The organism is Luteimonas granuli, from assembly GCF_007795095.1.
GTDB lineage: Bacteria > Pseudomonadota > Gammaproteobacteria > Xanthomonadales > Xanthomonadaceae > Luteimonas > Luteimonas granuli.
The window spans coordinates 53,031-77,083 of the sequence record NZ_CP042218.1 but is presented as its reverse complement, the minus strand read 5'-3'; the positions used below and the strand labels follow the sequence as shown (position 1 = coordinate 77,083).

Below are 24,053 nucleotides of genomic sequence, written 5' to 3'. Positions count from 1 at the left end.
TCACACGGCTGCGGTACGCGGCTTGCATGGAAGGCCGCAGGCACCTGTAGGCAGCGCGGCAGTCGATGGCGGAGAACGAGAACGGTCAGGAAAAGACCGAACAGCCAAGCGACAAACGGATCCGCGAAGCGCGCGAGAAGGGCAATGTGCCGCGCTCGCGCGAGCTGTCCACCGCGGCCGTGTTCGGGGGCGGCGTGGCCGCCCTGCTCTCCTTCGGGGGCGGCCTGGCGGCGCGCGCACTGGACTGGATGCGCGGCGCGCTGAGCCTGGACCGCGCCCTGCTCGAATCGCCGGACCGGCTGTTCGGGCACGTCGGTGAGCTGGTGCTGGGCTTCATGGTGATCCTGGCCCCTTTCGTGCTGGTCACTCTGCTCGCCTGCTTCGTGGCCCCGGCGCTGATGGGCGGGCTGAACTTCGCCGGAAAGGGCCTGGTGCCGGATCCGAAGCGGCTGGATCCGATGGCCGGGCTCAAGCGCATCTACGGCCCCGAGGGCCTGGCCGAACTGCTCAAGTCCCTGCTGCGGGTGGTGCTGGTCGGGAGCGCGGCGGCCCTGTTCCTCGTGCCGGGCATGCACCGCCTGCGCGCCATGCCCAACCAGCCGCTGGAGCTGGCCGCGCGCAACGGTCTGCAGTTCGCGCTCTGGCTGCTGATGGCCACCGCCGCCGCCCTGTGGCTGCTGGCCCTGATGGACGCGCCGTACCAGAAGTGGAACTGGCGCCGGAAGCTGAAGATGACCCGCCAGGAACTGCGCGAGGAAATGAAGGAGAGCGAGGGCAAGCCCGAGGTCAAGGGCCGGATCCGGCAACTGCAGCAGCAGATGTCCCAGCGCCGGATGATGGAGGACGTGCCCGGCGCCGACGTGATCGTCGTCAACCCGACCCACTACGCCGTCGCCCTCAAGTACGACAGCAGCATGCGCGCCCCGAAGGTGGTGGCCAAGGGCGTGGACGAACTGGCCCTGCGCATCCGCGAGGTGGGCGAGGCCCACCGCCTGGCCGTGGTCTCGGCGCCGCCACTGGCACGCGTCTTGTATCGGGAAGGCGAGATCGGCCAGGAAATCCCCGTGAAGCTGTATTCCGCTGTCGCCCAGGTGCTGTCCTACGTCTACCAGTTGCGCAGCTGGCGCCCCGGCACGCCGCAGCCGCGGCTGGCCGGGGTGGATGTGGACGAGGGCGACGCCCCCGCCGCCGGTGAACAGCCGTGAGTGCGGTTCCCCGGGCGGGCGCTCCGCGCATCCTCGAGACCCTGCGCAACGGCCTCGGCGCTCCGCTGATCGTGCTGGCGCTGCTGGCGATGGTGGTGGTGCCCTTGCCGCCGCTGATGCTGGACGTGCTTTTCAGCTTCAACATCGCGCTCTCGCTGGTGGTGCTGCTGGCGGTGATCCAGGTCAGGCGCCCGCTCGACTTCAGCATCTTCCCGATCGTGCTGCTGATGACCACGATGCTGCGCCTGGCGCTCAACGTGGCCTCCACCCGCGTGATCCTGCTGCGCGGCCAGGACGGCCCCGGTGCCGCCGGCCAGGTGATCGAGGCCTTCGGCGAGTTCGTCGTCGGCGGCAACTTCGCGGTCGGCATCGTCGCGTTCGCGATCCTCACCATCATCAACTTCGTGGTCATCACCAAGGGCGCAGGCCGGGTGTCCGAGGTGACCGCCCGCTTCATCCTCGACGCCATGCCCGGCAAGCAGATGGCGATCGACGCCGACCTCAACGCCGGCCTGCTGACCCGCGACGAGGCCAAGGCCCGTCGCGACGAGGTCCGCCAGGAGGCCGACTTCTACGGCGCGATGGACGGCGCCAGCAAGTTCATCCGCGGCGACGCCATCGCCGGCATCCTGATCCTGCTGGTGACCCTGGTCGGTGGCCTGGCGATCGGCATCCTGCAGCACGACATGTCGATGTCCGACGCCGGTTCCACCTACGTGCTGCTCGCCATCGGCGACGGCCTGGTGTCGCAGATCCCGGGCCTGCTGATCTCGTCGGCGGTGGCGCTGCTCATCACCCGCGCATCGCGCTCGCAGGACATGGGCCAGGCCGTGGCCGGCCAGGTGTTCGGCCATTACCGCGCGCTGTCGATCGCCGCCAGCATCCTGCTGATGGTCGGCCTGGTGCCGGGAATGCCGAACCTCGCCTTCCTGAGCCTGGGCGGGATCACCGGATACACCGCCTGGGCGGTCCGCCGGCGCGCGCTGCGCGAAGAGGCCGGCGAGCGACCGCAGGCCGCGCTGGCGCCGCCCGAGCAGGGGCCGATGGCGGAATTGGGCTGGGATGCGCTGGACCCGATCGACCCGCTCGGCCTGGAGGTCGGCTACCGTCTGATCCCGCTGGTCGACAAGGACCAGGGCGGCGAGCTGATGGCGCGGATCAAGGCCGTCCGCCGCAAGCTCACCCAGGGCATCGGTTTCCTGATCCCGCCGGTGCACATCCGCGACAACCTCGAGCTGCCGCCGACGGCGTACACGGTGCTGGTGCACGGCGTTCCGGTGGCCCGGGCCGAGGTCCATCCCGACCGCCTGCTCGCCCTCGACCCCGGCGGCGCGCTCGGCCAGGTCGACGGCCTGCCCGGCAAGGACCCGGCTTTCGGCCTGGACGCGGTGTGGATCCTGCCCTCGCAGCGGGTCCAGGCCGAGGCGTCCGGCTACACCGTGGTCGATCCGGCCACGGTCATCGCGACCCATCTTTCGCACCTGCTCCGCGAGCAGGCGCCCGAACTGCTCGGCCACGAGGAAGTGCAGCAACTGCTGTCGACGCTGGCGCGCAGCGCGCCGAAGCTGGCCGAGGAGCTGACGCCGAAGTCGCTGCCGCTCCCGGTGGTGGCGCGAGTGCTGCAGAACCTGCTGGTGGAGCGCATCCCGATCCGCCAGCTGCGACGGATCGCCGAGGCCCTGGTGGAGCACGCCGCCCACACCCAGGATCCCGGCCAGCTGACGGCCGCGGTCCGCACGACGCTCGGCCGCTTCATCGTCCAGGAGATCGCCGGTTCCGCGCCGGAACTGCCGGTGTACACGCTGGCGCCGGAGCTGGAACGCGTCTTGCAGGAGTCCGCGCAAGGGACCGCCGCCGCGCTGGAGCCGGGCCTGGCGGAACGCCTGCAGCAGAGCCTCGCCGAGTGCGCCGGCCGCCAGGACGCCAGGAACGAACCCGCCGTGGTGCTGGTGCCGGCCGCGGTCCGCGCGGCGCTGGCGCGGCTGGTCCGGCACAGCGTCCCCAGCCTGTCGGTGCTGGCCTACACGGAAGTCCCCGAAGACATGCGGCTGAAGCTGCTGGGAACCATCAGCTGATGGAGCCGGGATCCGGGAACAGGGAATCGGGAATGGGGAATCACGGCCGTGGTACGCCGGAACGGAGAAGAACGATGCGCAGTACGACCACAGCACGACGGACACTCCACGCGATCGGGGCAGGCGATGCTCCCGCCCTGATTTCCGTTTCCCTCCTCCCCCCTTTCCGAGCACCTCCCATGAAAGTCCGCCGTTTCGTCGCCGCCGACATGCGCGGTGCCATGCAGCTGGTGCGCGAGGCGCATGGCCCCGACGCCGTCATCCTCTCCAACCGCCGCATCGACGAGGGCGTGGAGATCGTCGCCGCCAGCAACTACGACGAAGCCTTCGTCCAGCGCGCCATCGAGGCCCAGCGCATGGCCGTGGAACCTGTGCCGGTGAAGGCCGCACTGGTGCCGTCGCCCGTCTCCGCACCGGCGAGGCCGGCGCACGCGCCCTTCGAGCCGGTCCGCCCCGCGTTCGCCGGCCCAGTGGCGCGCGACCCCGCTCCGGCGGCCACGCCGCGCGACGGAACTCCGGCGCCGGCCCCCGTGCCGGGCCCGGTTCCGGCCCCGCCGGTGCCGGCCAGCGACGGGGAACTGGCGCGGATGCGCGACGAGCTGGCGCAGATGCGGCAGATGATCGAGCGGGAGATGGCCCGCCTCACCGACGAGCGCCTGCGTGGCTCGCCGGTCCGGGCCCAGGCCATGCACCTGATGGAGGACTACGGTTTCGACGCCGGCATCACCCGCGACGTCGTGCTGCAGATCCCGCCCGACACCCCGGAACACCGGGCCCGCGGCCTGATGCTGGGGCTGATCTCCAAGCGCCTGCCGATCTGCCCCGTCGATCCGCTGCACGAAGCCGGGGTGATCGCCCTGGTCGGGCCGACCGGCGCCGGCAAGACCACGACCATCGCCAAGCTGGCCGCGCTGTACGCGTCCCAGCACCAGGCGCGCGACGTGGCCCTGGTCACCACCGACACCACGCGCATCGGCGGCCGCGAGCAGCTGCACGGCTATGGTCGCCAGCTCGGCATCGCCGTGCACGAGGCGGACAGCGAAGCGGGCCTGTTCCACCTGCTGCAGCGCCTGGAGGACTACCGCCTGGTACTGATCGACACCGCCGGCCTCAGCCACCGCGACCATGCCCTGGCCAGCCAGCTGCACTGGCTGCGCGCCGCGCGCCAGGTGCGGACCCTGCTGGTCCTCCCGGCCAGCACCCACTTCGCCGACCTGGACGAGGTGGTGCGCCGCTTCCAGGGCGCCCGTCCGCAGGGCGCCGTGCTGACCAAGCTGGACGAGACCGGCCGCCTCGGCAGCGCCCTGTCGGTGGTCTCCGACCACCAGCTTCCGCTGACCTGGGTGACCGACGGCCAGCGCATTCCCGATGACCTGCGCCGCGCCAACGCCGCCCATCTCGTGCTTCGCCTTGAAGATCTCCGCCGCGATGCCGATAAGCCGTCTGTCCCGGAGTACCAGCATGCAACTGCCTGAGCCCAACCCCATTCCAGCCGCGCCGCGCCCCGGGTCCGTACGGACCCTGGCGGTGACCGGTGGCAAGGGTGGCATCGGCAAGACCAACGTCTCGGTCAACCTCGGCGTCGCCCTCGCCGGACTCGGCAAGCGCACCATGCTGTTCGATGCCGACCTCGGCCTGGCCAATGCCGACGTGCTCCTGGGCCTGTCGCCGCTGCACACCCTCGCCGACCTGGTCGCCGGCCGCTGCGGCTTCCCGGACGTGGTGATCGAAGGGCCTGCGGGGCTGCTGATCGTTCCCGCCGCCTCCGGCCGCCGCCACATGGCGGAGCTGCAGCCGGCCGAGCACACCGGCCTGGTCAACGTCTTCAGCGAGTTCGAACACGACCTCGACATGCTGCTGGTGGACACCGCCGCCGGCATCACCGACTCGGTCCTGACCTTCTGCCAGGCCGCGCAGGACGCGGCGGTGGTGGTCTGCGACGAGCCGGCCTCGATCACGGATGCCTACGCGCTGATCAAGGTCCTGGCGCGCGAGCGCGGCGTGGACCGGGTGCAGATCATCGCCAACATGGTGCGCAGCGCGCACGAGGGCCGTGCGCTGTACGACAAGCTGTCGCGGGTCTGCGAACGCTTCATCGGCGACGTCTCGCTCAACTACCTCGGCGCCGTGCCCCACTGCGAATGGCTGCGCGCCGCTGTGCAGCGCCAGCAGGCGGTGGTGCAGGCCTTTCCCGGCAGCCCGTCGGCGCGCGCCCTGGTCGAGATCGCGCAGCGGGTCGGGCGCTGGCAGTCGCCCGCTGCGCCGCGCGGGCACGTCGAGTTCTTCGTCGAGCGGATGATCCGCCAGGGAGCGCCGGCGTGAGCCTGGCGGCCCGCGAGTACCAGGCCGTGCAGCGGGCCACGGCGCCCGATCCGGTGCTGCAGCATGCCGAGCTGGTGCGCCGCATCGCCCATCACCTCGCGGCGCGCCTGCCGGCCAGCGTGGAGGTGGACGACCTGATCCAGGCCGGCATGATCGGCCTGATCGAGGCCTCCCGCAGCTACGACGCCGAACAGGGCGCTTCCTTCGAGACCTATGCCTCCATCCGCATCCGCGGGGCGATGATCGACGAGATCCGCCGCGGCGACTGGGTGCCGCGCTCGGTGCACCGGCGCGCGCGCGAGGCCGCCGCCGCCATCCGCGAGATCGAGCAGGCCACCGGCCGTGCCGCGTCGGCGCAGGAGGTGGCCGCGCGCCTCGAGATGCCGCTGGCCGACTACATGCGCCTGCTGGAGGACGCCTCGCGCGGATACGTGCTCAGCCTGGATTCGCACGTGGAGGACCACGGCGAGGCCGAACCCGCGATGGAGAGCGGGTTCGCCACCCCGCACGAGGTCGCGGTCCGCGGCGAGTTCGGGCGCGAGCTGGGCGCGGCCATCGGCCATCTGCCCGAACGCGAGAAGCTCGTGCTCTCGCTGTACTACGAGCAGGAGCTGAACCTGAAGGAGATCGGTGCCGTGCTCGGGGTCAGCGAATCCCGGGTCTGCCAGTTGCACGGCCAGGCGGTGGTGCGGCTGCGCGGCCGCCTGACCGCTTTCGAACTCGCCGATACCGGCATCGCCAACGACGATTGACGTCGCTACCCCCTGGAGTCTTTTGCAGTGAACAAGAACATGCGCGTGCTGATCGTCGACGATTTTTCGACGATGCGCCGGATCATCAAGAACCTCCTGTCCGACCTGGGCTTCAACAACAGCGTCGAGGCCGAGGACGGACACAGCGCGCTTGCCGTACTGCGCCGGGAGACGATCGAGCTGGTGGTCACCGACTGGAACATGCCGGGAATGAGCGGCATCGAGCTGCTGCGTGCGATCCGCGCCGATCCCCAGCTGCGCCCGCTGCCGGTGCTGATGGTCACCGCCGAGGCCAAGCGCGAGCAGATCATCGAGGCGGCGCAAACCGGGGTGAACGGCTACATCATCAAGCCGTTCACCGCGCAGACCCTGGAAGAGAAGCTGGGCAAGATCTTCGAACGCCTCGGGGCCGGCGCATGAACACCGAGGCCGGCGACCGCAAACGTCTCGCCCGGCTGCTGAACGAAGCGCTCAAGGCGATGGAGCGCGGCGACGAGCCCGCGTGGCGGGAGCACATCGAGGCGCTGTCCGACTCGCGGACCCGCAGCATGGTCAAGCGCCTCGGGCGCCTGGCGCGGGAACTCGAGGAGGCGCTGGTCGAACTGCCGCCTACGCCGGTCGGGGGCGGCCTCGACGACGCCTGCGCGCGGCTCGACCACGTGGTGGAGATGACCGAACAGGCCACCCACCGCACGCTCGACCTGATCGAGGACAGCCGCGCGCTGATCGCACGTCTCCAGGAAAGCGGTCTGCCGCCTGCGCAGGCCGCGATCGCCGACGCGCTGCGCGAACAGCTCAAGGAAATGGCCCTGGCCCAGAGCCACCAGGATCTGGGCGGCCAGATCATCCGCCGGGTGGCGGGCATCGTCCGCCAGGTGCACGAGCATCTCGGCGCGCTGGACCTCCCCTCCACCCGTGCCGCCGCGCCGGCCACCGCCGGCGAGGGGCCGGGTGTATCGGGGCTGGACCGCGACCGCGTCGGCCAGAGCGACGCCGACGACCTCCTCTCGCACCTGGGGCTCTGAGCCGATGCAATCCTGCTCGCCGGAAATCGCCGTCGACTTCGCCCTGGAGGCCCGCGAACTGCTCGACCAGTTGGGCGGACAGCTCGTGGACCTGGAACAGGCGCCGGGCGACCGCGAGCTGCTGAACGCGGTGTTCCGCGCCTTCCATACCATCAAGGGCGGGGCCGGATTCCTCGGCGCCACGCCGCTGGTCGAACTCTGCCATGCCGCCGAAGAAGCGCTGGGCGCCGTACGCAACGGTTCAGCGCAGCTGGTCCCACGCCATTTCGACGCGGCGCAGCGTTCTCTGGACTGGCTGCAGGCGATGGTCGACGCCGTCGAGCAGAGCAGGCCGCTGCCCGACGCACCGGCCGAACTGATCGCCGCGTTCGCGGTCGATCCGGCAGACGCGGGATCCGCGCCGGTGGTGGCGGCGGCGGCTCCGATCACCGCCGCGGATCCCGCGGCCGGCGACATGATCAGCGACGACGAGTTCGAGGCCCTGCTCGACCAGCTGCACGGTGGCGCCGCGCCGGGCACGCCGGCGACGGCCGCGCCAGCGCCGGCGTCGCCTCCTGTTCCCGCCCCCGCGCCGGCGCCGCCACCGCCGCGCTCGGCCGCTGCGCCGCCCGCTCCGCCCTCGCACGGCGCCGGCCCGGCAGGCGCGCCCGAACGCGAGCAGAACATCCGCGTGAACACCCGCCGCCTGGACACCATCGTCGACCTGGTGGGCGAACTGGTGCTGGCGCGCAACCGCCTCAAGACCCTGCGTGCGCGCCTGCGCGACGAAGAGCTGGACCGCGCGGTCAGCACGCTCGACAACGCCACCGCGCGCCTGCAGGGCGCGGTGATGCGGACCCGCATGCAGCCGGTCGGCCAGGTGTTCTCGCGCTTCCCCAAGGTCGCCCGCGACGTCGCCCGCGCTCTGGAAAAGGAAGTCGAGCTCGACGTCGAGGGTGCCGACACCGAACTCGACCGCACCCTCGTCGAGGCGCTCGCCGATCCCCTGGTGCACCTGGTGCGCAACGCCATCGACCACGGCATCGAGGCCCCCGCCATGCGCGCCGCCGCGCGCAAGCCGCGCGCGGGTCGTGTCAGCCTGGTGGCGCAGCAGCAGGGCGACTACGTCGGCATCGAAGTGCGCGACGACGGCGCCGGCATCGACCCCGAGCGGCTGCGCTCCAAGGCCCGCGAGAAGGGCCTGATCGACGTCGAGTCCGCCGCGCGCCTCAGCCCGGAGGAGTGCCTCAACCTGATCTTCCTGCCCGGCCTGTCGACCCGCAGCGAAGTCAGCGACATTTCCGGCCGCGGCGTCGGCATGGACGTCGTGCAGTCGCGGATCCGCGAGCTCGGCGGCCAGATCCAGGTCCATTCCGAGCTCGGGCGCGGCAGCCGCTTTTCTCTGCGCCTGCCGCTGACCCTGGCGATCCTGCCGACGCTGCTGGTGCATGCGGCCGGCGATGCCTACGCCCTGCCCCTGGCGCGGGTGCAGGAAGTGCTGCACGCACCGGCCGCCTCGCTCGCCTGGATCGACGGTCGGGCCACGCTCGACCGGCGTTCGCACACTCTGCCACTGCTCGACATGCGCGAGTGGCTCGGCGCGCCGGCGCAGAACCCGGCCCTGTTCACCATCGTGGTCCTGCAGCGCGGCGACAGCCGCTTCGGGCTGATCGTGGACGAGGTGCGCGGACGCGAGGAAGTGGTGATCAAGGCGCTGCCGCAGGCGCTGCGCGGCCTGCCCGGCTATGCCGGCGCGACCTTGATCGGCGACGGCCGGCTGGCGCTGATCCTCGACGTCGACGCGTTGCGCGAAGGTTGACGGACGCGGCCATGTCGGCGGTCCCGTCACCTGCCGAGGGCACTCAAGTCCGCGCGCCGCGCGCCGATACCCGGGGCATGGATATCCTCAGCGCCATCGGGATCGTGCTCGGCCTGGTGTCGATCCTCGGCGGCAGCATCCTCAAGGGTTCGGGGATCGCAGCGCTGTGGTCGCCCGCGGCCTTCATGATCGTGATCGTCGGCACCCTCGCCTCGGTGCTGCTGCAGACGCCGCTGGCCACCTTCAAGCGTGCGCTGCACATCGCCCGCTGGACCTTCCAGCCGCCGGCGGCCGACCGCCACGCCCTGGTCGCGCAGATGCTGGAGTGGAGCAACGCCTCCCGCCGCCAGGGCCTGCTGTGGCTTGAGAACCAGGTGGAGGCGCAGCCCGACCCCTTCATCCGAAAGGGCCTGCAGATGCTGGTCGACGGCCTCGAGCCCGAGGTGATCCGCCACATGCTGGAGATCGAGCTGCATGGCGAGGAAACCCAGGACCTGGCCGCGACCAAGGTGTTCGAGGCCCTGGGCATCTATGCCCCCACGCTCGGCATCGTCGGCGCGGTGCTGGGTCTGATGGCGGTGATGCAGAACCTGGCCGATCCCAGCAAGCTCGGCCCGGGCATCGCCGCTGCGTTCACCGCCACCATCTACGGGATCGCCTCGGCCAACCTGGTGTTCCTGCCGATGTCGGCCAAGCTCAAGAGCGTGATCGCGAGCCGCAGCGGCGCGCGCGAACTGGCCATCGAGGGCCTGATCGCGATCGCCCAGGGCGAGAACCCGCGCAACATCGAAGCCCGGCTTGCCGGCTTCCTGCACTGAGGCGCGCCCATGGCACGACGCAAACGCCACGAGGACCACATCAACCACGAGGCCTGGGCGATCCCCTACGCCGACCTGATGACGCTGCTGCTGGCGTTCTTCGTGGTCATGTACGCGATCTCCTCCCTCAACGAGGGCAAGTACCGCGTGCTCGCGGATTCGTTGACCAGCGCCTTCAGCGGGACGCCGCGCACGATGGTGCCGGTGGAGGTGGGCGAGAGCCGCCGCAACGACGTCAGCCTGCAGCAGCCCCTGCCGATCCAGGCGCCGCCACGCATGGGCATGGAGAACTCCTCGGTCCTGGTCGATTCGCCGCTGCGCCCGATGCTCGACGCCAAGATGCGCGCCGACCGCACCGGCGAGGGCCTCGACGAGGCCAGCCTGGCCGAATCGCGCCACCAGCTGGAGCAGATCGCGCTGCAGCTGGAGGATGCCATGGCCGACCAGATCCGCACCCGCACCGTCACCATCCAGCGCACCGACCTGTGGCTCGAGGTGGAGATCAACAGCGACATCCTGTTCGCCACCGCGTCCGACACCCTCGAGGCCGGCGCCCAGGCGCTGCTGGCGCGGCTGGCCGCCCTGCTGCGCGACCAGCCCAATCCCGTGCGTGTCGAAGGCCACACCGACGACCGCCCGATCAACAGCTGGCGCTTCCCGTCCAACTGGGAACTGTCGGCGGCGCGCGCGGCCAGCGTGGTCCACCTCTTCGTCCGCGAAGCCGTGGCGCCGGAGCGCCTGGTGATGGTCGGCTACGGCGAATACAGGCCCAAGGCCGGCGGCACCACCGAGGCCGCGCGCAACGCCAACCGCCGGGTCGTGCTGATGGTGCTCGCCGCACCGGACACGCCCGGTGCCCGTCCTGCCGACGTGCTGGAATCGCCGGCCGGCGCTCGCCACGCGCCGGCGGCCACCGCCATCCGCCGCCCCGGACCGGGCGCCCTGCAGCAGGGGAACGGCTGATGCGCGTCTGGGCGATCGCGAACCAGAAGGGCGGCGTGGGCAAGACCACCACCACGCTCGCGCTCGGCCGCATCCTGGCCGAGCGCGGCCTGCGCGTGCTGCTGGTCGACCTCGATCCGCATGCGTCGCTGACCCGCGCCTTCGGCGTGGCCGCAGAGCCGCCGCCCGCCGGCGTCGCGGAGCTGTTCGCCGCGCCGCCGCAGAGCCTGGCGGCTCTGATGCGTCCCTCGGCGGTGGAGGGCATGGACTTCGTCTGCGCCCAGACCTCCCTGGCGACGCTGGAACGCCGCAGCGTCAGCCAGCCGGGCCTGGGGCTGGCGCTCTCGCAGGCGCTGTCGCGCCATGCCGGGCACGACTACATCCTGCTCGACTGCCCGCCGATGCTGGGCCTGCTGGTGGTCAACGCGCTGGCCGCCGCCGACCGCCTGGTCATCCCCACCCAGTGCGAGCCGCTGGCGCTGCACGGGCTGGCGGGGATGCGCCGCACCGGCGCCATGATCGAACGCTCGCGCAAGCGTCCGCTGCCGACCGCCATCCTGCCGACCCTGTTCGACCGCCGTACCCGCGCCGGGCGCGACACCCTGGCGCTGCTGGGCGAGGAGTACCGCGGAGAGGTCTGGGACGACGCCATTCCGATCGACACCCTGATCAGCAACGCCGAACTGGTGGCAGGCCAGTCCTTCGCGAACGGCCTGCCGGGCCGGGCCCTGCCCGCCTACGGCCGCGCGCTGGACTGGCTGCTCGACAGCGAGCGCGCGCTGGAGCGGGCAGCCTGATGAACGCAGTGCACGCCATCGACGACTACGTCGACCTCCTGCTGTCGCCGGCACCGGCGATGGTCCCCGCGGCACCGCCGCCCCCGCCGCACCCCCCGCCTCCCCCCCCCCCGGTTCCCGCCGCATCCCCGCCGCACGCCGCAGCCAGGGCGCCGGCGCGCTCCGGTCGCGCTCCGATCGCCGAGCCGCCGGAGGCGCGGGTCGAGCACCTGGCGCGCTGGCTGCGCCTGCGCTGCGGCGACCAGACCTATGCCCTGGAACTGCTGAAGATCCGCGAAGTGGTGCTGCCCGCCCCGCTGCTGCCGCTGCGCGGCGTGGCCGCGGCGGTGCGCGGTGTCATGAACCTGCGCGGCCAGGTGGTTCCGGTGATCGATCTGGGCCTGCACTTCAGCGCCACCCCGGTGGAGGTCACGCCGGCGACCCGCATCGTGGTCCTGGAGGAGCGCAACGAAATCCTGGGCCTGCAGGTCTCGGCGGTGGAGGATATCGTCCTCATCGACGAGACCAGGGTCGAGAACGCGCGCGCCTCGCAGCTCGCGCCCGTGGGCGACGAGCGCATCCGCGGCATCGCCCGGTTCGGGGGCCGGGTCATGCTGCTGCTCGACGCCAGCCGGCTGCTCGCCACCCCCTGCACTGACGGCGCGACCTTGCGCTAAAGTTCGCGCCGGCGCGGCCGCTACTGCCCATGAACCGTCCCCCTCCGGAGGCCCCATGGGCGTCGTGACACTGGACAACGATCTCGGGATCGAGCGTTGCGCCGCACTGAAGGAAGCGCTGGCCGCCCACGCGGGGGAGTCCCCCCGTGAAGTGGACGGCGCTGCCGTGGAGCGGGTGCACACCGCCGCCCTGCAACTGCTGGCCGCCTGGTGGCGGCAGCGGGAAGCGGCCGGGCTGGATACGGGCTGGTCGGCCTGCAGCGACACGCTGCGCGCCGCCGCCGGCACCCTCGGACTGGACAACGCGCTGGGCATCGGCCCGGCACCCGGGCAACAACGCAACACCGTGGAGCACACATGAGCGCACGCATCCTCGTAGTGGACGATTCGACCTCGATGCGCCAGATGGTCTCGTTCGCACTGACGTCCGCGGGATACGAGGTGGAGGAGGCCGAAGACGGCAGCATCGCGCTCGAACGCGCGCGCGGCGCCCGCTTCAGCGCCGTCATCACCGACGTCAACATGCCCAACATGGACGGCATCGCCCTGATCCGCGAGCTGCGCCAGCTGCCGGACTACAAGTTCACGCCCCTGCTGATGCTGACTACCGAATCAGGGAACGACCGCAAGGCCGATGGCCGGGCCGCCGGCGCCACCGGATGGATGGTGAAGCCGTTCGACCCCGACCAGCTCGTCGCCACCGTGCGGCGCGTGGTCAGCTGAGCCGCCGTTCGGCAGGAACCCCTCCTTGAGCATCGATCTGCAGCGCTTCCACGCCACCTATTTCGAAGAGAGCCGCGAAGGCCTCGACGCGATGGAGGCGGGCCTGCTCGCGCTCGAGGCGGGCGAGCGCGGCGACGAACTCATCAACTCCATCTTCCGCGCCGCGCACTCGATCAAGGGCGGCGCAGCCACCTTCGGCTTCTCCGCGATGGCGGAGCTGACCCACGTCCTGGAGACCCTGCTCGACCGCATCCGCGCCGGGCAGCGCGGGATCGAGCCCGAAGCGATCGACGCCATGCTGGAGTCGGGGGACGCGCTGCGCGCCCTGCTTGCCGAAGCCGAGCACGGGCAGCCCGCCGACCCCGCGCGGATGCAAGCGGTCCAGAGTCGCCTGCAGGCGCTGCTCGGCGAGGATGCCGGCGCCGCTCCGGCCGCTGCCGCCCGCGCCGCGCCCGGCGCCGGCGAGCTGATCGGCTGGAAGATCGATTTCCGGCCCGAGCCCGGGCTGTTCATGAGCGGCAACGATCCGCTGCGGATCCTGCGCGAGCTGGAGGAGCTCGGCCCGCTGAAGGTCGAGGCGCGGTTCGACGCCCTGCCCGCCTTCGACGCGCTCGATCCGCTGGAATCGTTCCTCGGCTGGACGCTGGAGCTGGGCGCCCCCGCCTCCCGGGCGGCGGTCGAAGGCGTGTTCGCCTGGGTGGAGGACGTCTGCCGCCTGGAGCTGGTTCCGCTCCACCGGCAGGAACAGAAAGCCACCGGCACGGCCGGCGCCACCGCCGCCGCTGCATCGGCGGGCACGCGCGACAGCGCCGAGAGCTCGATCCGCGTCGGCGTGGACAAGGTCGACGCGCTGATCAACCTCGTCGGCGAGCTGGTGGTGACCCGCTCGATGCTGCAGGAGCTGGGCAAGGGGGTGGATGCCGCCCTCGCCGAACGCATGGCGACCGCCCTCGAGCAGCTGGAGCGCAACACGCGCGACCTGCAGGACGCGGTCATCGGCATCCGGCTGCTGCCGGTGGACGCGGTCTTCCGCCGCTTCCCGCGCCTGGTCCGCGACCTGTCCGGGAAGCTCGGAAAACTGGTGCGGCTGCAGGTGCGCGGCGAAGCCACGGAGCTCGACAAGGGCCTGATCGAGAAGATCGCAGACCCGCTGGTGCACCTGGTCCGCAACGCCATCGACCATGGCCTGGAGGAACCGGCGGCGCGCGCCGCGGCGGGCAAGGAGCCGACCGGCACGATCAGCCTCGCCGCCTCCCACCAGGACGGCCACATCGTGATCGAGGTCTCCGACGACGGCCGCGGCCTGGACCGCGACCGCATCCTTGCCAAGGCCCGCGAGCGCGGCCTGCCGGTCCCGGACGAGCCGAGCGATGCGCAGGTCTGGGATTTCATCTTCCATCCCGGCTTCTCCACCGCCGGCGCCGTCACCGATCTCTCGGGCCGCGGCGTCGGCATGGACGTGGTGCGCAGCAACATCCGCAAGCTCGGGGGCAGCGTTCAGCTCGAATCGCGCACCGGCCAGGGCACCCGGGTGGTGATCCGGCTGCCGCTGACGCTTGCGATCCTGGACGGCATGACGGTGTCCGCCGGCCGCGAGACGCTGGTGCTGCCGCTCGCGAACGTCCGCGAGGCGCTGCGACCGGCGCCCGCCGACATCAGCACGGTGAAAGGCCGCGGCCGGCTGCTGAAGGTGCGCGACGAATACCTTCCCCTGCTCTCGCTCGGCGACGCCTACGGTTACGGCGCCGGCGCCGGCGCCGGCGAGGGCGGGGGCGAGGCGCCGGTGGCGGTGGTGGTGGAAAGCGACGACCAGCGCCTGGCCGTCGAGGTCGACGCCCTGCTCGGTCAGCAGCAGATCGTGGTCAAGAGCCTGGAACACAACTACCGCCGCGTGGACGGCATCTCCGGCGCCACCATCCTCGGCGACGGCAGCGTGGCGCTGATCGTCGACGTCGGCGGACTGGCACGCACGCGCCTGGTGCACACGGCCGCCTGAGGCCTCTCGAGTGTGGCCGGTGCGGCTTCGTTGGGGTCCGCGCACTCCGCCTCCCTCAAGTTCCCGGCCCCGCGGCCGATCTTCCCTGCACAGGGCGCTTGCGCGCCCGCGACCGATGCAGGAGCGGCACTTGAACACCTCCGTCACCCTCCCCGATCCGGGCGAGTACCTGAGCTTCGCGCTCGCCGACGAGCACTACGCGCTCAACATCCTCAAGGTGCAGGAGATCCGGGGCTATGACGGGGTCACCCGCATCCCGGACACCCCCGACTACATCCGCGGCGTGGTCAACCTGCGGGGCGCGATCGTGCCGGTGCTCGACCTGCGCATGAAGCTCGGCCTCAGGGAGGCCCGCTACGACCCGTTCACGGTGATGATCGTCCTCAATCTCGACGGTCGCTCCGCGGGCATCGTGGTCGATGCGGTGTCCGACGTCGTGCTCCTCGGGGCCGACCAGATCCGGGCCACCCCCGAACTCGGGGCGGCCGTGGACACGCGCTTCATCTCCGCCATCGGCGCCACCGACGAGCGGATGGTGATCCTGCTCGACATCAAGTCCCTGATCGACTGGGCCGACATCGGCGAGGCCGCGGAGGACGCCGCCTGAGTCGGGGCTCAAGTTCCGCCGGCCGCCGCCGATAGAGAGCCCGAAAGCCGCCGGACACGCCAGTCCAATTGCGGCCACAGCTCACCAACCCACGTTCCCGGAGTTCCAGATGAACACCAGCCGCCTCCTGGCAGCCATCAGCCTCGGCGCCTGCCTCCTGCTCACCTCGACCGCTTTCGCGCAGGAAGCCATTCCCGCCGAACAGGCCGTACGCCACGTCGGCAAGAGCGGCATGGTCTGCGGCAAGGTCGAGCGCACCCGCCATGCGCAGAACACCGAAGGCGAGCCCACCTTCCTCTACATGGGTGGCAGCTTCCCGCGCCATACTTTCTCGGCGCGCATTCCGGGCAACATCCGCGACAGCTTCCGACCCTCGCCGGAAGAGCTCCAGGGCCGCGACATCTGCGTCATCGGCAGCATCGAGCGCGACGCCTCCCGTGCCGAGATCGCGGTGAATTCCGCCTCCGACATCAAGCTCGCCAACATCCGCTGAGCGTTCCGCGCCGCCACGGGCGGCGCTCCTGCCCCTCGACTCTGGAAAGGCCATGATGCAGCGCCTCAAGAACCTCCGCCTCGCCCACAAGCTCTCGCTGGCATTCGGCCTCGTGCTGGTGCTGATGCTTGTCCAGGGCATCGTCTCCTGGGTCGGGATGTCCTCGATCGCGCGCGAGACCGACCGCCTGGTCGAAGGCACGATGCGCTCGCTGGCCATCGCCACCGAGGCCGAGGTCCTGCTCGGCGAGTACCGCGACACCTCCTACCGCGGCCTGATCCGGGCCAGCGACGCGGTGAAGCAGCAGGCACGCGAGCGGGCCGACGAGCTGGGAGGCCGCATCGAGGCGACCTTCGCCGAGTACGAGGGCCTGCTTGCGGCCGATGATGCCGAACGGCGCGCGCTGTACGAGGCGACGGTGGCCAACTGGCAGAAGGCGCGGCAGTCGTACGCCGACGTCAACGAGATGATCGACCTCGACCTGCCCGACGACGCCGTCGACACCTTCCTGGGCGAGACCCACCAGCTGCACGCGGCCACCACCGACGCCGTCGGCACGCTGGCCGCGCACGACAGGGCCGCCGCCGATGCCGCCAAGGCCAGCGTGCGCAGCACCAACACCGCCTCCAACACCCTCGTGCTCATCATGCTGGTCGCCGGCGTGCTCGGCGGCATGGCGATCGCGTGGTTCGTGGCCGCGCTCCTGACCCGCAGCCTGCACCGCGCGGTGGAAGTCGCCAACGCCGTCGCCGCCGGCACCCTCGACAACGAGATCGCTGCCGACGGCGAGGACGAGATCGGCGACCTGCTGCATGCGCTGCAGCGCATGCAGCACGACCTGCGCGAGCGCATCGAGCACGACCGGCGGATCGCCGGCGAGAACTACCGCATCCGCACCGCGCTGGACAGCTCGGGGACGGGCGTGATGATCACGGACACCGAGCGCACGATCACCTACGCGAACGACGCCGTCACGGACATGCTGCGGCAGTACGAGCCCGAGATCCGCAGGCACCGCCCGGACTTCGACTTCGACGGCCTGGTCGGCTCGAACATCGACATGTTCCATGCCAACCCGACGATGGTGGCCGGCATCCTGGCCAACCTGCAGGGCACCCACCTGGGCGAGATCAGGATGGGCGACGCGCACTTCGTGCTGACCGTCGCCCGGGTCGACGATGAATCCGGACGTCCGCTCGGCTACGTCGCCGAGTGGCGCGACCGCACTCCGCAGGTGCATGTCGAGGCCGAACTGGCCCAGGTCATCGACGCCGCCGTGGCCGGCGACCTCTCGCGCCGCATCGGCCTGGAAGGCAAGAAGGGCTTCTACCGGCAGATCGCCGACCAGCTCAACAGCCTGCTCGACGTCAACGCCACCAGCCTCCAGGGCGTGCTGGACGTGCTCCAGGCGCTGGCCGCCGGCGACCTGACCGTGCGCATGGACGGCGACTACCAGGGCGTGTTCGCGCGCATGCGCGACGACGCCAACCGCACCACGGGACAGCTGACCGCGCTCGTCGGCAGCATCCAGGGCGCGTCCCGTGCCATCAACACCGCCTCGGGCGAGATCGTCTCGGGCAACAGCGACCTGTCGCGCCGCACCGAGCAGCAGGCCGCCAACCTCGAGGAGACCGCCGCCTCCATGGAGGAGCTCACCTCGACGGTCAAGCAGAACGCCGAGCACGCCCACCAGGCCAACCAGCTGGTCATCGGTGCCGCCGACGTCGCCACCCGTGGCGGCCAGGTGGTCGGCGAGGTCGTGGACACCATGCACGAGATCCAGCGCTCCTCGCGCCGGATCGCCGAGATCATCTCGGTCATCGACGGCATCGCGTTCCAGACCAACATCCTCGCGCTCAACGCCGCGGTCGAGGCCGCGCGCGCCGGCGAACAGGGCCGCGGCTTCGCCGTGGTCGCCTCCGAGGTGCGCTCGCTGGCCCAGCGTTCGGCCACCGCCGCCAAGGAGATCAAGGCGCTGATCGACGATTCGGTCGAGAAGGTGTCCAACGGCTCCACGCTCGCCGAACAGGCCGGCCGGACCATGGGCGAGATGGTCGCTTCGGTGCAGCGGGTGACCGAGATCATGGCCGAGATCTCGGCGGCCTCGCAGGAGCAGGCCTCGGGCATCGAGCAGGTCAACCAGACCATCGCGCAGATGGACGAGACCACCCAGCAGAACGCGGCCCTGGTCGAGGAAGCGTCCGCCGCCGCGCGCAGCATGGAGGAACAGGCCGGCCAGCTGTCGGACGCGGTATCGGCGTTCCGGCTGTCCGATGACACCCCCGGACTCTCCAACGCCGCGGCGACGCCGGCGCCAGCCGCGGCTTCCGCCTCCCGTGCACGCGCCCAGGCGCCCGCCGCGGCCCCGGCGGCCCGCCGGGGTGCCCCCGCGCAGCCGAAGCGCAACGAACCGGCGCTCGCCGGTGACGACTGGCAGGAGTTCTGAGCCAGCCATCTCTCCCGGCGCGGAATGCGCCGGGGGCGGTGTGCGGCAAGGCCATGGACATGCCCGGCACGCTCCCGCATCCGGACACCGAGCGTGAGTTTCCCTTCAGCGAACGCGACTTCCGGCGGATCTGCGAACTGATCCACCGGCACGCCGGCATCTCCCTGGGGCCGGGGAAGCGCGACATGGTGTACGGCCGCCTGTCCCGCCGCCTCCGCGCGCTGCGCATCGACAGCTTCCGCGCCTATCTCGACCACCTCGCGGACAACGAGCGCGACGAGCTGCAGTCCTTCGTCAACGCGCTCACCACCAATCTCACCTCGTTCTTCCGCGAGCCCCACCATTTCGAGCGGCTCAAGGAAGACCTTGTCGCGCGCGCCGACGACCGGAAGCCCCTGCGCCTCTGGTCGTGCGCGGCATCGACCGGCGAAGAGCCCTATTCCATGGCCATCGCCGCCTGCGAGGCCTTCGGCACCCTGGCGCCGCCGGTGCGCATCGTCGCCACCGACATCGACACCCAGGTGCTGGCGACGGCCGCGGCGGGGGTCTACCGGCTCGAGCGCATCGCCGGCCTCGATCCGGCCCTGGTGCGCAAATACTTCCTCCGCGGCACCGGGCCGCGCGCCGGCCATTGCCGGATCCGTCCGCAACTGCAGGCGCTGCTGGAGTTCCGGCCGCTCAACCTGCTGCAGCCGCGCTACGAGGTCGGCCACGACATCGTCGCACTGTTCTGCCGCAACGTGATGATCTACTTCGACAAACCGACGCAGCGCGCGATCCTCTCCCGGCTCGTCACCCACCTCGCCGCCGACGGCGTGCTCTACACCGGGCATTCCGAGAACTACCTCCATGCCGGAGACCTGATCGTTCCCTGCGGCCGCACCCTGTACCGTCGCGCGCAGGGCGTCGCGACATGAGCGTCGTCGCCGGGGACGTGCTGCGCTACCACGACCTGCGCTTCCAGGTGCAGGCGGCGAAGCTGATGCCGACCCAGTACCTCGCCGTCGACGACGGCACCGCGCTGGTGACCGTGCTCGGCTCCTGCGTCGCGGCCTGCCTGCGCGACCCGCTGCTGCGCATCGGCGGCATGAACCACTTCATGCTGCCCGACGGCAACGTCCGCGACGGCGCGCCGGCACGCTACGGCAGCCACGCCATGGAACTGCTGATCAACGACCTGCTCAAGCGGGGCGCCAGCCGGCGCCGGCTGGAAGCGAAGGTGTTTGGCGGCGCCAACGTGCTGCGCGGTTTCACCAGCAACCCGGTCGGCAGCCGCAACGCCGAGTTCATCGGGACCTACCTCGATGCCGAGCGCATCCCGGTGCTGGCCTCGGACCTGGGTGGCATCCATCCGCGCAAGATATGGTTCTTTCCCGACACCGGGCGGGTGGTGGTGCAGCGTCTTCCGCACGCCCACGAAGCCGAGGTCGCGGCCGCCGAAACCGCGGTGCGGGCGCGCCTGTCGGCCAAGCCCGCCAGCGGCGGCGTGGAGCTGTTCGAGTGAGCGACGCACCGGTCCGCGTGCTGGTGGTGGACGACTCCGCGGTGATCCGCCAGCTGCTGTCGAGCATGCTGGCGCGGGATCCCGGAATCCGGGTGGTGGGCACGGCGGCCGATCCCCTGATCGCGCGCCACAAGATCCAGCGTCTTCGACCCGACGTGCTGACCTTGGACATCGAGATGCCGCGGATGAGCGGGCTCGAGTTCCTGGAGCAGCTGATGCGCGAGGATCCGCTGCCGGTGGTGATGGTGTCCTCGCTGACCGAGCGCGGCGCGACGGCCACGCTGCAGGCCCTTTCGCTGGGCGCCGTGGACGTGATCGCCAAGCCGAAGGCGACGGCGATGGAGGAATTCGAGCGGTCCGCGACCGAGCTTGCGGCCCGGGTCCGGCAGGCGGCGCGGGCCCGGGTGCAGGCGCGGCCGGCAGCCGTCTTCCAGCCGGCGCCGAGCGGGTCAGCCGCCGCGGGCTTCGCACCCGCGGTCGCACCCCGGGGCCGCTCGCCGTCCTCGCGCCTGGTCGCCATCGGTGCCTCCGCCGGCGGCACCGAGGCGATCCGCCAGGTGCTGGGCGCGATGCCGGCGGACGCGCCGCCGATCGTGATCACCCAGCACATCCCCGCCACCTTCAGCCGCCCCTTCATCGAACGCCTGGACCGCCACAGTGCGCTCCGCGTCCTGGAGGCCGTGGACGGCGCGCCGGTGCTGCCGGGCCACGCCTACCTGCCGCCTCCCGAGCGCCACCTCGGCGTGGTCCGGCATCGCGAGGGCTGGCGCTGCGCGGTGATCGACGCCGGACCGGTCAACCGGCACCGTCCTTCGGTCGACGTGCTGTTCGACGCCGTCGCCCGCCACGCCGGCGCCGATGCCATCGGCGTCCTGCTCACCGGCATGGGCAGCGACGGCGCGCGCGGGCTGCGGGCGATGCGTGACGCCGGGGCGGCGACCCTGGTGCAGGACGAGGCCAGCAGCGTGGTCTGGGGCATGCCGGGCGCTGCGGTGCGCCTGGACGCCGCCGACGAGGTGGTGCCGCTGCATGAGGTCGCGGCCAGGGTGCTCGCCCTGTCCTGACGGGCGGAACGCCCGACCTGGTGCGGACGGCCGCGGTTGGGCGTAGGCTCGCAGCGACCGTTGCGATCCCCCGGAGGCACCATGTCCTCGCGCAACCCTTCGATCCAGCGCATCCTGTCCGGCCTCGCGTCCACCCGGGACGCCAGGGAAGCGCTCTACAAGCACTTCCACCGCCATCCCGAGCTGTCGCTGCAGGAGTTCGCCACGGCCGAAAGGATCGAGCAGGAGCTCGCGGCCTGCGGCATCGAAGAGGTGATCCGCATCGGCAGGACCGGGATCGCGGCACTCCTCCGGAACGGCGATGGCCCCGTGGTCGCGATGCGCGGCGACACCGACGCCCTGCCCATGGCCGAGCGCTCGGGCAAGGACTACGCCGCCGAAGGAGCCACCCAGGTCGACGAGGCCACCGGCAGGGAGACCCCGGTCGCCCATACCTGCGGCCACGACATGCATGTCGTCTTCCTGCTCGGCGCGGTCCAGGCATTGCACGCGCACCGTGACGACTGGTCCGGCACCTTCGTCGCCGTCTTCCAGCCCGGAGAGGAGAACGCCTCCGGCGCGCGCGCCATGGTCGACGCCGGCATCGTCCGGATGCTGCCGAAGCCCGACGTCTACCTCGGCCAGCACGTGCTCGGCACGCTGCCCGGCGGGACCGTCGGCATCCGCAGCGGCCCGCTGTTCTCGGCCGCGGCCTCGATCGAGATCACGCTCCACGGAAAGGGTTCGCACGGCTCGATGCCGAACCTCGGCGTCGACCCGATCGTACTCGGCGCGGCGATCGTCACCCGGCTGCAGACCATCGTCGCGCGCGAGGTCGCGCCCAGGGAGACCGCCGTGGTCACCGTCGGCAGCTTCCACTCCGGCACCAAGTCCAACATCATTCCAGATTCCGCGGTGCTGCAGCTCAATACCCGCGCCTTCGACAAGGACGTGGAGAAGCACCTGCACGAGGCCATCGAACGCATCGTCCGCGCCGAATGCGAGGCAGCGCGTTCGCCGAAGCCGCCGGAATTCCGCTACTACGACCAGTACCCGCTGACCTCGAACCACGCGGAGCCGACCGCGCGCGTGCGCGCGGCCTTCGATGCGTACTTCGGCGAGGACTCGGTGGACATGGCGCCGGTGCCGGCCTCGGAGGACTTCTCCATCATCCCCGACGCCTTCGGCTGCCCCTACACCTACTGGGGGCTGGGCGGCTTCGCCGACTGGAAGAACGCGCCCGGCAACCACTCGCCCTTCTTCGCACCCGACATCCACCCGACGCTCGATCGCGGCACCGAGGCGATCGTCGTCGCCGCGTCCCCCTGGCTCCTCAAGGACAAGTGATGGCCACCATGACCGGTTCCGCGGCCGGCACCACCGGCTTCAAGGGCAACGACTCCGCGCTGCTGGGCATCGTCCTGGCCGTCGTCACCTTCTGGCTGTTCGCGCAGACCACGATGAACATCGGCCCGCTGATGGCCGAGGACGTCGGCATGCCGATGCCGGTCATGAACATCGCCATCTCGCTGTCGGCGCTGTTCTCGGGCATGTTCATCGTGGTGCTCGGCGGCCTGGGCGACCGCCACGGCCGGGTCCGGGTCGTCTTCTTCGGCAACCTGCTCAACATCGCGGGCTCGCTGCTGATCGCCTTCGCGGCCGATGCGGCCGCCACGCCGATGATCCTTCTCGGCCGGATCCTGCAGGGTCTGGCGGCGGGCGCGATCATGCCCTGCACCATGGCGCTGCTGAAGGTCTACTGGGACGGCGCCGACCGCCAACGTGCGGTGTCGATGTGGTCCATCGGCTCCTGGGGCGGCTCGGGCCTGACCGCCATTTTCGGCGGCTTCATGGCGTCCACGGTGCTGGGGTGGCGCTCGATCTTCGTCATCTGCGCGCTGGTGTCGGTGGCCTCGATCCTGCTGATGCGGCAGATCCCGGAGTCGGCGCCGCTGGCCGGGCGACCGGGCAAGACCGACTGGACGGGCATCGTCTCGATGGCGGTGGGCCTGGCGGCGCTGCTGATCGTGGTCACTCAGGGTTCCAGCATCGGCTGGGCGAACCTGGCCACCTGGGCGCTGTTCGCGGTGTTCCTGGTGGCCTTCGGCATCTTCGTCAATGCCGAACTCAAGGCACCCTACCCGCTGGTGGACTTCAAACTGTTCCGGAACACGGTCTTCACCGGCGCCACCATCTCCAACTTCCTGATCAACGGCACCGCCGGCGCGCTGACCGTCTCGCTGTGGGTGCTGCAGGGTGCGGCCGGCATGTCGGCGGCCACCGCCGGTTACCTCACCATCGGCTACGCGGTCTTCATCATCGCCTTCATCCGTGTCGGCGAGAAGCTGTTGCAGCGCTTCGGTCCACGCAAGCCGATGCTGTGGGGCTGCCTGGTCGTGCTGGCCTCGATCCTGCTGCTCATGGCGACGCACACCATGCAGTGGCAGTACACGATCCTGGCCGTGGTGGCGTACTCGCTGTTCGGCCTCGGCCTGGCGTTCTATGCCACGCCGTCGACCGATGCCGCCCTGACCAACCTGCCGGGCGACCAGGCCGGTGCGGGCTCGGGCATCTACAAGATGGCGTCTTCGCTGGGCGCGGCGTTCGGCGTCGCCGCTTCCGCCGCCATCTTCACGGCGCTGTCGCAGACGGGCCTGGACATCGTCGGCACGGTGATCGAGTTCTCCGGCCGCCAGGACAATGTGGCGGTGCGCGAGGCCGGCATGGTGGGCCTCGCGTTCAATGCGCTGATGGCGATCGCGGCCCTGGTCTCGGTGACGATCTTCATTCCGAAGCAGAAGGTCGGCTGACGGCCCATGCGGTCGCTGCACGTGCGGTCCGATGAGGAACG

The 24,053-nt window shown here is 71.0% G+C and carries 23 protein-coding genes; all 23 read left to right on the top strand.

The features are described from left to right. Positions 1 to 65 precede the first annotated feature (65 nt). The 23 genes from flhB to FPZ22_RS00230 all read left to right on the top strand — a co-directional run bounded on the left by flhB (position 66) and on the right by FPZ22_RS00230 (position 24,012). Positions 66 to 1,205 carry a flagellar biosynthesis protein FlhB gene (flhB, locus tag FPZ22_RS00340; protein ID WP_144889246.1) on the top strand — a complete coding sequence of 380 codons (1,140 nt, stop codon included), beginning with the start codon at positions 66 to 68 and terminating at the stop codon, positions 1,203 to 1,205. Continuing rightward, complete coding sequence (gene flhA / locus FPZ22_RS00335; protein ID WP_168198884.1) at positions 1,202 to 3,280, top strand: flagellar biosynthesis protein FlhA; 2,079 nt, start codon at positions 1,202 to 1,204, stop codon at positions 3,278 to 3,280. Before flhB ends, flhA begins: the two co-directional genes overlap by 4 nt. Positions 3,281 to 3,459: 179 nt before the next feature. Then, positions 3,460 to 4,755, top strand: a complete 1,296-nt coding sequence (flhF, locus tag FPZ22_RS00330) for a flagellar biosynthesis GTPase FlhF (protein ID WP_144889244.1) — start codon at positions 3,460 to 3,462, stop codon at positions 4,753 to 4,755. Further along, entirely contained in the window at positions 4,742 to 5,602 is an 861-nt protein-coding gene (locus tag FPZ22_RS00325; RefSeq protein ID WP_246120775.1) for a MinD/ParA family protein, read from the top strand. The genes flhF and FPZ22_RS00325 overlap by 14 nt, the downstream gene beginning before the upstream one ends. Then, positions 5,599 to 6,354 carry an RNA polymerase sigma factor FliA gene (locus FPZ22_RS00320; protein WP_168198883.1) on the top strand — a complete coding sequence of 252 codons (756 nt, stop codon included), beginning with the start codon at positions 5,599 to 5,601 and terminating at the stop codon, positions 6,352 to 6,354. The genes FPZ22_RS00325 and FPZ22_RS00320 overlap by 4 nt, the downstream gene beginning before the upstream one ends. Before the next feature lie 27 nt (positions 6,355 to 6,381). Continuing rightward, positions 6,382 to 6,774 (top strand): chemotaxis response regulator CheY, encoded by a 393-nt coding sequence (locus FPZ22_RS00315; RefSeq protein ID WP_168198882.1) that lies wholly within the window; start codon positions 6,382 to 6,384, stop codon positions 6,772 to 6,774. After that, positions 6,771 to 7,379, top strand: a complete 609-nt coding sequence (locus FPZ22_RS00310; RefSeq protein ID WP_144889239.1) for a protein phosphatase CheZ — start codon at positions 6,771 to 6,773, stop codon at positions 7,377 to 7,379. Before FPZ22_RS00315 ends, FPZ22_RS00310 begins: the two co-directional genes overlap by 4 nt. 4 nt (positions 7,380 to 7,383) lie before the next feature. Next, the gene (locus FPZ22_RS00305; RefSeq protein WP_144889237.1) at positions 7,384 to 9,177 is read left to right on the top strand and encodes a chemotaxis protein CheA; all 1,794 of its coding nucleotides are present in this window, start codon (positions 7,384 to 7,386) and stop codon (positions 9,175 to 9,177) included. Between the two features lie 77 nt (positions 9,178 to 9,254). Next, positions 9,255 to 9,995, top strand: a complete 741-nt coding sequence (locus FPZ22_RS00300; RefSeq protein ID WP_144889235.1) for a flagellar motor protein — start codon at positions 9,255 to 9,257, stop codon at positions 9,993 to 9,995. Positions 9,996 to 10,004: 9 nt separating this feature from the next. Further along, entirely contained in the window at positions 10,005 to 10,958 is a 954-nt protein-coding gene (motD, locus tag FPZ22_RS00295) for a flagellar motor protein MotD (RefSeq protein WP_144889233.1), read from the top strand. Then, positions 10,958 to 11,734, top strand: coding sequence for a ParA family protein (locus FPZ22_RS00290; RefSeq protein WP_144889231.1), 777 nt, complete (start codon positions 10,958 to 10,960; stop codon positions 11,732 to 11,734). The genes motD and FPZ22_RS00290 overlap by 1 nt, the downstream gene beginning before the upstream one ends. Then, positions 11,734 to 12,390: a chemotaxis protein CheW gene (locus FPZ22_RS00285; RefSeq protein ID WP_144889228.1), complete on the top strand. Its 657-nt coding sequence runs from the start codon at positions 11,734 to 11,736 to the stop codon at positions 12,388 to 12,390. The genes FPZ22_RS00290 and FPZ22_RS00285 overlap by 1 nt, the downstream gene beginning before the upstream one ends. 55 nt (positions 12,391 to 12,445) lie before the next feature. Beyond that, the gene (locus FPZ22_RS00280; RefSeq protein ID WP_144889226.1) at positions 12,446 to 12,751 is read left to right on the top strand and encodes an STAS domain-containing protein; all 306 of its coding nucleotides are present in this window, start codon (positions 12,446 to 12,448) and stop codon (positions 12,749 to 12,751) included. Beyond that, entirely contained in the window at positions 12,748 to 13,113 is a 366-nt protein-coding gene (locus tag FPZ22_RS00275; protein WP_144889224.1) for a response regulator, read from the top strand. Before FPZ22_RS00280 ends, FPZ22_RS00275 begins: the two co-directional genes overlap by 4 nt. Positions 13,114 to 13,138: 25 nt before the next feature. Then, positions 13,139 to 15,109, top strand: a complete 1,971-nt coding sequence (locus tag FPZ22_RS00270; RefSeq protein WP_144889222.1) for a chemotaxis protein CheA — start codon at positions 13,139 to 13,141, stop codon at positions 15,107 to 15,109. A gap of 130 nt (positions 15,110 to 15,239) precedes the next feature. Beyond that, complete coding sequence (locus tag FPZ22_RS00265; RefSeq protein WP_425463007.1) at positions 15,240 to 15,716, top strand: chemotaxis protein CheW; 477 nt, start codon at positions 15,240 to 15,242, stop codon at positions 15,714 to 15,716. 109 nt (positions 15,717 to 15,825) lie between these two features. Continuing rightward, complete coding sequence (locus tag FPZ22_RS00260) at positions 15,826 to 16,209, top strand: hypothetical protein (RefSeq protein WP_144889218.1); 384 nt, start codon at positions 15,826 to 15,828, stop codon at positions 16,207 to 16,209. A 55-nt stretch (positions 16,210 to 16,264) separates the two neighbouring features. Further along, positions 16,265 to 18,655, top strand: a complete 2,391-nt coding sequence (locus FPZ22_RS00255; protein ID WP_144893786.1) for a methyl-accepting chemotaxis protein — start codon at positions 16,265 to 16,267, stop codon at positions 18,653 to 18,655. 53 nt (positions 18,656 to 18,708) lie between these two features. Further along, positions 18,709 to 19,572: a CheR family methyltransferase gene (locus tag FPZ22_RS00250; RefSeq protein ID WP_144889216.1), complete on the top strand. Its 864-nt coding sequence runs from the start codon at positions 18,709 to 18,711 to the stop codon at positions 19,570 to 19,572. Beyond that, entirely contained in the window at positions 19,569 to 20,159 is a 591-nt protein-coding gene (gene cheD, locus FPZ22_RS00245; protein ID WP_144889214.1) for a chemoreceptor glutamine deamidase CheD, read from the top strand. The genes FPZ22_RS00250 and cheD overlap by 4 nt, the downstream gene beginning before the upstream one ends. Then, positions 20,156 to 21,223, top strand: coding sequence for a protein-glutamate methylesterase/protein-glutamine glutaminase (locus FPZ22_RS00240; protein ID WP_144889213.1), 1,068 nt, complete (start codon positions 20,156 to 20,158; stop codon positions 21,221 to 21,223). Before cheD ends, FPZ22_RS00240 begins: the two co-directional genes overlap by 4 nt. Positions 21,224 to 21,304: 81 nt before the next feature. Then, on the top strand, positions 21,305 to 22,549 hold the full coding sequence (locus tag FPZ22_RS00235) for an amidohydrolase (protein WP_144889211.1): 1,245 nt from the start codon (positions 21,305 to 21,307) through the stop codon (positions 22,547 to 22,549). Further along, positions 22,549 to 24,012 (top strand): MFS transporter, encoded by a 1,464-nt coding sequence (locus FPZ22_RS00230; protein WP_144889209.1) that lies wholly within the window; start codon positions 22,549 to 22,551, stop codon positions 24,010 to 24,012. Before FPZ22_RS00235 ends, FPZ22_RS00230 begins: the two co-directional genes overlap by 1 nt. Positions 24,013 to 24,053 lie beyond the last annotated feature (41 nt).